A 6,685-nucleotide genomic window follows, 5' to 3' on the forward strand; every position below is an offset into this window, starting at 1 on the left:
CACGGCGATGAACGAGGTGACGACCATCCTCGGCGGCATGGAAAACATCGAGCAGGCCATCATGAATATCTGGAACCGCAACCAGCCGGAAATTCTCGGGCTGGCTTCGACCGGCCTGACCGAAACCAAGGGCGATGACGTCGATGCCTACATCAAGCTGATACGCGCCAAGCATCCGGAAATCGCCGACATGGCGATCATCTACGTCTCCACCCCGGACTATATCGGTGCCTTCCAGGATGGCTGGAACAAGGCGGTGGTGCGTATCGTGCAGGAAATGGCGGTGCCGTGCGAGGTGAAACAGGCCAACCGCGTCAATGTGCTGCCCGGCTCCCATCTGACCGCGGGCGACATCAACGAGATTCGCGAGATCATCGAAGCCTTTGGCCTGGATCCGGTATTCATCCCGGATATTTCCGGTTCGCTGGACGGCCATATCCCCGAGGATTTCACGCCCACCACGCTGGGCGGCACAACGCTGCAACAACTGCGCACCATGGGCGCGGCACGCGCCACCATCGCCATCGGCGACCAGATGCATGCCGCCGCCATCGAGCTGGAAATGAAGACCGGCGTGCCTTATACCATGTTCGACCGCCTGACCGGGCTGGAGGCCAACGACAATTTCATGCAGCACCTGGCGCAGCTTTCCGGCCAGCCGGTACCGCAAAAATACCGCCGTCAGCGTAGCCAGCTACAGGATGCCTTGCTGGATGCGCATTTCTTCAGTGGCGGCAAGAAGATCGCCATCGGCGCCGAGCCAGATCTGCTTTGGAGCCTGGGCAGTTTCCTCGCCGAGATGGGCTGCGAACTGACGGCCAACGTCACGACAACGCACTCCGCCATGCTGGAAAAGTTGCCGGCAGAAGAAGTGCTGATCGGCGACTTGGAAGACCTGGAAGCACGCGCAAAGGACTGCGACCTGCTGATCACGCATTCGCATGGACGCCAGATGGCGGAACGCCTGCACATCCCCTTCCTGCGCATGGGCATCCCGACCTTCGACCGCCTGGGTGCGGCGCACAAGGTGATAGTCGGCTACCGCGGCACGCGCGACCTGGCCTTTGAGATCGCCAATATCTTTCTTAGCAACGACCACGAAGTCGGCCCGGAAACCTGGTCACCCAAGGAAACAGAAGACCATTGCGCGGACGGCGCCTGCGGCAGTTGCCAGAGTCAGGCGCAGAGCCACGCTGAAGCCGCGCATATCGCATGAAGCCAATTTTGATTTGATAACCCGGAGAACATCATGAAAGTCGCTTTTGCCACACAAGACCTGAAACGGGTGGATGCCCATTTCGGCTGGGCCAAGAACATCGCCATCTACGAACTGACGCCGGAAGGCCACAGCTTCATCGAAGCCGTTGCCTTTGAAGGTGACCTGCAGGAAGACGGCAACGAAGACAAGCTGGCGCCCAAACTGGAAATCATCAAGGACTGCGCCCTGCTCTATGTTGCCGCCATCGGCGGCTCTGCCGCGGCACGAGTGGTGGCGCACAAGATACACCCGGTCAAGGTGACCAGCCCGGAACCGATCGAGGAAGTATTGGAAAAACTCAAGGATGTGCTCAACGGCACACCGCCGCCATTCCTCAGAAAAGCGCTGCTGAAAGATCAGGAGCGCAGTTTCGATTTCGAAGATGAACCGGCTTAGAACATGAGCCACAGAAAGACACTTATAGCCACAGAGGACACAGAGGTAAACCCTCAGGCGAATTTCCCTGTGAACTCCGCACCCTCTACGGCTACAAGATTTTGAAAACCGTTTGATGTATGAGCTGCAGAGAACACAGAGCGCACTGAGGCAAACCCTCGAACGAATTTCTCTGTGATCTCTGTTCCCTCTGTGGCTAAAAATCATATTTTGAATTCAAGGAGAAACACATGACTGCTACCGCTGCCGCAATTGCGGAAACCCCGACAGACCCCTGGGAGTCGCCGTTCGTCATCGAACTGGTCAAACAATGGCGTGCCCAGGATACGCACGGTGCCTGGGAAGGCAAGGATGACGCCACCCTGCTTGCACCTTACCTCATCAGCAAGGAACAACGGCGCGAAATGCCTATCATCGGCGACCCGGACCCGGAAACCATCTGGCGGCTGGAATTGTTCTACAACGCCGTCGGCCTTGCCGTCGAGCGCGAAACCAAGGTCATGGTTTCGCCCATGATGAAGATGCACCACGAAGGTTTCGGCAAGATGATCCTCACTGCCGGGCGCCTGGTCGTAGTCAACAAACAGCTGCGCGACGTGCATCGCTTCGGTTTTGAAACCATCGAGAAACTCGCCGCCGAAGGTGAAAAAGTTGTCGCCGCCGCGGTGGGGATGATCAAGACCTTCCCCGATGTCGCCAACTACGGATGATCGTCATTCCGGCAATCGTCAGCGACGATCCGGAATGACAACAAGGAATAGCAAACTGCAAGGAGCAATCAATGAGTGATATCGACACCATCAAGGCCGAAGTGAAAAAACTCAATGCCCAGGCCACGCAATTGAAGATGGATTTGCATGACCTGTCGGAAGACCTGCCAACCGGCTGGGAAAATATCCCGGAGATTGCGGCACGGACCTTCAAGGCTTACGAACAACTGACCGATGCGCGCAAGCGGCTGGCTGCGGCAGGAGGCTGACAGGGTGCTGCAAAACTACTGCGACGGCCATCTGCTGCGTTGCTCGGTGCTCGCTTCCTCGCCTACCTACAGGTATGTCTCGGTCGCTGTGCGCCTCACGCCTTGCATATGATCCCCTCGTTACGTTTCTCAACACCCTGACACTGGAGAAAAAAACATGACCTACACCGTAACCCTGCCTGGCGGCAAACTATGGACACCGCAATTCGCCGAGCATATCGAAGAGGAAAAGTGCATAGGCTGCGGCCGCTGCTTCCGCGTGTGCGGACGCGATGTGCTGCAACTAGTCGGCATCGATGACGAAGGCGAACGCATGGCCGTATCGCTCGGCGACGACGATGACGACGGCGAATACGAAAAGAAAGTGATGACCATCGCCAACCCGGAAAACTGTGTCGGTTGCGAAGCCTGTTCCAAGATCTGCCCGAAGAAGTGCTACACACACGCCCCGGCAGAAGCTTGACGGAGTAAGGCCCGGCCATGCAGGCACAGCCAGTGACGCGCATCGTCCCCATCGTTGACACGGAGAGCCGTATCGACGAATACGATGACATCGTGCAACTCTTGATGGATCACCGTGCCGATGACAGTACCGAGACACACAAGCTGGTGCTGTTCATCGCGCAGTCCTGCATGGGCGATAACCATCTGTGGCAGGACATGCAACTGCCGGACCGGGCAGCATTGACGGCATTGATGCAGGAGAACTTCCCCGCGCTTTTCGCCAAGAACAGCGGCAACATGAAATGGAAGAAATTCTTCTACAAGCAGCTGTGCGAACGCGCCGACATCTTCATCTGCAAATCGCCTTCCTGCGCTGTCTGCATTGATTACGACAAATGCTTCGGCCCTGAAGAACCCGGTACGCTATCATGAACATTCCCTGCAGCGTGGATGAGATGGATATGCACGCCGATCTGCACACCGTACTGGGCTACCATCAGTACAGCAAACACCGCTTCGAGGCCTACGCGCCGGGACCGACGACACTGGACTGGGACGACCAGCCGGCAGCCTTCCGTCATTTCGAAGGCGCAGAACAGACTGCTCTGCCCACACTGGACGAAGCGATGCATGACCCGGCCCTGAACGCCGCCCTGCATCGTCCGTTTCCCGCATTAGCCCAGACGCTTGCGCCACTGTCGGCTGACGCCGCCTCGCTCAGCGTGCTGTTGCAGCTGTCACTGGGCATCACTGCCTGGAAATCCTATGGGCCTGACCGCTGGGCTGTGCGTGCCAACCCGTCCAGCGGCAACCTGCATCCGGTGGAAGCCTATGTCTTTCTCCGCAGTATCGCCGGTTTTTCCAACGGTCTTTACCACTATTGCCCGGACAGCCATGCGCTGGAACGGCGGGCAACATTTACCTCAACTGGCGGCTCGCCACAGATATTGGTCGCACTCTCCAGCGTCATGTGGCGTGAAGCCTGGAAATACGGCGAACGGGCTTTTCGTTATTGCCAGCTCGATACCGGCCATGCCGTCGGTGCATTACGCTATGCCGCGGCGCTGCTCGGCTGGCCGCTGGCAGAACAGAGGCAGGCGGCAAGCTCGACACTGCAACACTGGCTGGGGCTGGATCGTTCAGAGGACTTCACAGCCGGACGCGAGGCATACACCGAGCGCGAGGAGGCCGAAATCCTGCTGGCACTGACGCCAGAACTAGCGCCTGAAGCTGAGGATTTGACCTGGCTGCAGCAAGCCTGCAAGACCGCAAACTGGCATGGCAAGGCATCGGCCATCGACCGGCATCCCATGTATCGCTGGCAGGTCATGGACGAGGTCGCCTTGGCGACAAGACATGCCGCGACAAAAAACCACGCACAAGGCGAGCCTGGGCACCCGGATCAAGCATCCGGCACCGGAGCCGGAACCGGCAACGACAAGACTGCCGCGCAAATCATCCTGCAGCGCCGCAGCGCCCAGCGTTTCGATGCAAGGCACGTCATGTCGCAAGCGGATTTCCATGCTCTACTGGCCGCCACGCTGCCGTCAGTACACGCGCCTTGGGATGCACTGGCTACCGGGCCGCATATCAGCCTGGTGCTGTTCGTGCATCGCGTCGAAGGTATGCAGCCCGGGCTCTACCTGCTGCCGCGCACAGAGCGGCTGGCAACTTTGCTGAATGTCAGCCTGAACCCGGATTTCCTGCGCACACCGCTTGAGAACGCACCGCCAGATATGGGCCTGCAACTGTTAACGCCGGCACCCGCAGCCGAACTGCAGCGCGTGGCGCGCAGCATCCACTGCCATCAGGACATCGCAGCCAACAGCTGCTTTGCGCTGGGCATGCTGGCCGAATTTGATGCTGCCATCGGCGCAGAGCCGGCCAGCTATCGTGACCTGCTACGTGAGGCCGGCCTGATCGGCCAGGTACTTTACCTGCAGGCGGAAGCGCTGGGCCTGCGCGGAACCGGCATCGGCTGTTACTTCGACGACCCTTTCCACAACCTGCTAGGCCTGAAGAATGCGGAGTTCCAGAGCCTTTACCATTTCACGGTAGGACTGCCGCTGGAAGACTCAAGAATCGAAACATCCTCGACTTATGAGCTTTAGCTTTTATTTTTATATATTTTTATGAAATGGGGACACACCATGACCACCAGCTTCCAGCGCATCAGCCCGGCCCATGCCGCCGACCACATCCGTCGCCTGCATGCAGGCGTCCGGGCCCTGGCACTATTCGATACCCGCGATGAGCAAAGCTACAGCCAGGGGCATATCAAGGGCGCAGACCATCTGAGCGAGCAGGATTTCGGCTACGTCGTATCGACCCTGCCGAAACACATCCCGGTCATGATCTACTGTTATCACGGCAACGCCAGCCAGGTCTACGCCAACATGTTCGCCGATTTCCGCTTTACTGAAGTCTACAGCGTCGATGGCGGCTACGAAGCGCTGGCCCCGGTTCTGCCAGAGCCGCCCGCACTTGGCGCTGATGCCAGCCCGGAACTGGCAGCCTTCATCGAGGAACATCATTTTGAAGCCAACAATCTCAACAGCCCCTGGCACCACGCACTGACCCCACTGATGCGCGCCGCGCTATCGGGACGTGACGATCTTGCAGCAGAACTGCTGGCGTATGGCGTCAACATCCACCTGCGCAACAGCGACGGCAACAATGCGCTGTGGCTGGCCTGTGTCTCCGGCAGCGCAACGCTGGTAAAACGGTTGATCGATGCCGGCATCGATCTCGACAACCGCAACCTCACCGGCGCGACTGCGTTGATGTATACCGCATCCAGCGGCAAGCATGAAATGATGAAGATTCTGCTGGATAACGGCGCTGATCCCTTAATCCGCACCGATGACGATTATCTTGCAGTAGAGCTGGCAGCGACGGAGGAATGCCTGCAATTGCTGCGGCATACTGCCAACTGATGTTTGAACAGGCCATGCCTGGCCTGTTCAAACACGCGCTTCATTACATAAAACTCAACACTTCGACCGTCACATCCTCGTCGCCGAGAATCGCCTGACAGGCCAGACGCGACTTGGAACCGACACCGACGATGGTATCCAGCTTCTCGTTTTCCTCGCGCTGGATTCTCGACAGGCTCTTGCGGCCTTCCTGAACAAAGATGTGGCATGAGCCGCACTCGGCCTTGCCCTCGCATTTGTGCGGAATATCTACCTCGGCCGCAAGCAGGGCCGAGAGTATGCTGCTGCCGGCAGCGGCTTCTGTAGTCTTGCCGGATGGCTGGATGGTAACAACTGGCATTTGTTTCACTCCTTGTTTGTGATTGCTTGATCGCTTGTCTGATTTGTCGCAAACAGCACACGACGGCACCCAAAAAAAGGTGCATAACAGCTAAAAGCAAAGGTCGTACCGGATAGCGTAAAACTTCGTGCAGCTTGGCGTACTCTTAACAGGTAGTTCCAGGGAAGTACTGATCAAATGGCATATCCCCTGCTTGTAAACACCAAAGCAACAGGAAAGAGGGGCACTGCATGAAAGTCATCGTCGTCGGGGCGGGCGTTATCGGCGTCACCACGGCCTGGTATCTGGCCCGTGCCGGTGCGGAAGTCGTCGTCATAGAGCGCCAGCCGCAA

The 6,685-nt window shown here is 58.0% G+C and carries 10 protein-coding genes; 9 read left to right on the top strand and 1 reads right to left on the bottom strand.

Annotation, left to right across the window (positions count from 1 at the left end):
• The 8 genes from CVT63_07360 to CVT63_07395 all read left to right on the top strand — a co-directional run.
• A partial coding sequence (locus tag CVT63_07360) for a nitrogenase iron-molybdenum cofactor biosynthesis protein NifN (protein ID PKQ27550.1) occupies nt 1–1,216 on the top strand: 1,216 nt, incomplete at its 5' end.
• A gap of 33 nt (nt 1,217–1,249) precedes the next feature.
• Nucleotides 1,250–1,654 carry a nitrogen fixation protein NifX gene (nifX, locus tag CVT63_07365; protein ID PKQ27551.1) on the top strand — a complete coding sequence of 135 codons (405 nt, stop codon included), beginning with the start codon at nt 1,250–1,252 and terminating at the stop codon, nt 1,652–1,654.
• A gap of 230 nt (nt 1,655–1,884) precedes the next feature.
• A complete protein-coding gene (locus CVT63_07370) occupies nt 1,885–2,364 on the top strand; it encodes a hypothetical protein (protein PKQ27552.1) in 480 nt (159 codons plus the stop codon).
• Nucleotides 2,365–2,435: 71 nt separating this feature from the next.
• A complete protein-coding gene (locus CVT63_07375; GenBank protein PKQ27553.1) occupies nt 2,436–2,633 on the top strand; it encodes a hypothetical protein in 198 nt (65 codons plus the stop codon).
• Between the two features lie 157 nt (nt 2,634–2,790).
• Nucleotides 2,791–3,096 carry a ferredoxin III, nif-specific gene (gene fdxB / locus CVT63_07380; GenBank protein ID PKQ27554.1) on the top strand — a complete coding sequence of 102 codons (306 nt, stop codon included), beginning with the start codon at nt 2,791–2,793 and terminating at the stop codon, nt 3,094–3,096.
• A 17-nt stretch (nt 3,097–3,113) separates the two neighbouring features.
• Nucleotides 3,114–3,509 (top strand): nitrogen fixation protein NifQ, encoded by a 396-nt coding sequence (locus CVT63_07385; GenBank protein ID PKQ27555.1) that lies wholly within the window; start codon nt 3,114–3,116, stop codon nt 3,507–3,509.
• 23 nt (nt 3,510–3,532) lie between these two features.
• Nucleotides 3,533–5,188, top strand: a complete 1,656-nt coding sequence (locus CVT63_07390; protein ID PKQ27558.1) for an oxidoreductase — start codon at nt 3,533–3,535, stop codon at nt 5,186–5,188.
• A 39-nt stretch (nt 5,189–5,227) separates the two neighbouring features.
• On the top strand, nt 5,228–6,013 hold the full coding sequence (locus CVT63_07395) for a hypothetical protein (GenBank protein PKQ27556.1): 786 nt from the start codon (nt 5,228–5,230) through the stop codon (nt 6,011–6,013).
• Between the two features lie 43 nt (nt 6,014–6,056).
• Here CVT63_07395 and CVT63_07400 read toward each other — a convergent pair whose 3' ends face one another.
• Nucleotides 6,057–6,353, bottom strand: a complete 297-nt coding sequence (locus tag CVT63_07400) for a ferredoxin (GenBank protein ID PKQ27557.1) — start codon at nt 6,351–6,353, stop codon at nt 6,057–6,059.
• A gap of 230 nt (nt 6,354–6,583) precedes the next feature.
• Here CVT63_07400 and CVT63_07405 point away from each other — a divergent pair.
• Nucleotides 6,584–6,685: hypothetical protein (locus CVT63_07405; GenBank protein ID PKQ27559.1), on the top strand; the 102-nt coding region annotated here is incomplete at its 3' end.

Source organism: Candidatus Anoxymicrobium japonicum (genome assembly GCA_002843005.1).
GTDB lineage: Bacteria > Actinomycetota > Geothermincolia > Fen-727 > Anoxymicrobiaceae > Anoxymicrobium > Anoxymicrobium japonicum.

Bases quoted from the DNA above. Each gene is read 5' to 3' on its own strand.
- CVT63_07370 (PKQ27552.1), top strand. From the start codon at position 1,885: ATGACTGCTACCGCTGCCGCAATTGCGGAAACCCCGACAGACCCCTGG.
- CVT63_07375 (PKQ27553.1), top strand. From the start codon at position 2,436: ATGAGTGATATCGACACCATCAAGGCCGAAGTGAAAAAACTCAATGCC.
- CVT63_07395 (PKQ27556.1), top strand. From the start codon at position 5,228: ATGACCACCAGCTTCCAGCGCATCAGCCCGGCCCATGCCGCCGACCAC.
- CVT63_07385 (PKQ27555.1), top strand. From the start codon at position 3,114: ATGCAGGCACAGCCAGTGACGCGCATCGTCCCCATCGTTGACACGGAG.
- CVT63_07390 (PKQ27558.1), top strand. From the start codon at position 3,533: ATGGATATGCACGCCGATCTGCACACCGTACTGGGCTACCATCAGTAC.
- nifX (PKQ27551.1), top strand. From the start codon at position 1,250: ATGAAAGTCGCTTTTGCCACACAAGACCTGAAACGGGTGGATGCCCAT.
- CVT63_07400 (PKQ27557.1), bottom strand. From the start codon at position 6,353: ATGCCAGTTGTTACCATCCAGCCATCCGGCAAGACTACAGAAGCCGCT.
- fdxB (PKQ27554.1), top strand. From the start codon at position 2,791: ATGACCTACACCGTAACCCTGCCTGGCGGCAAACTATGGACACCGCAA.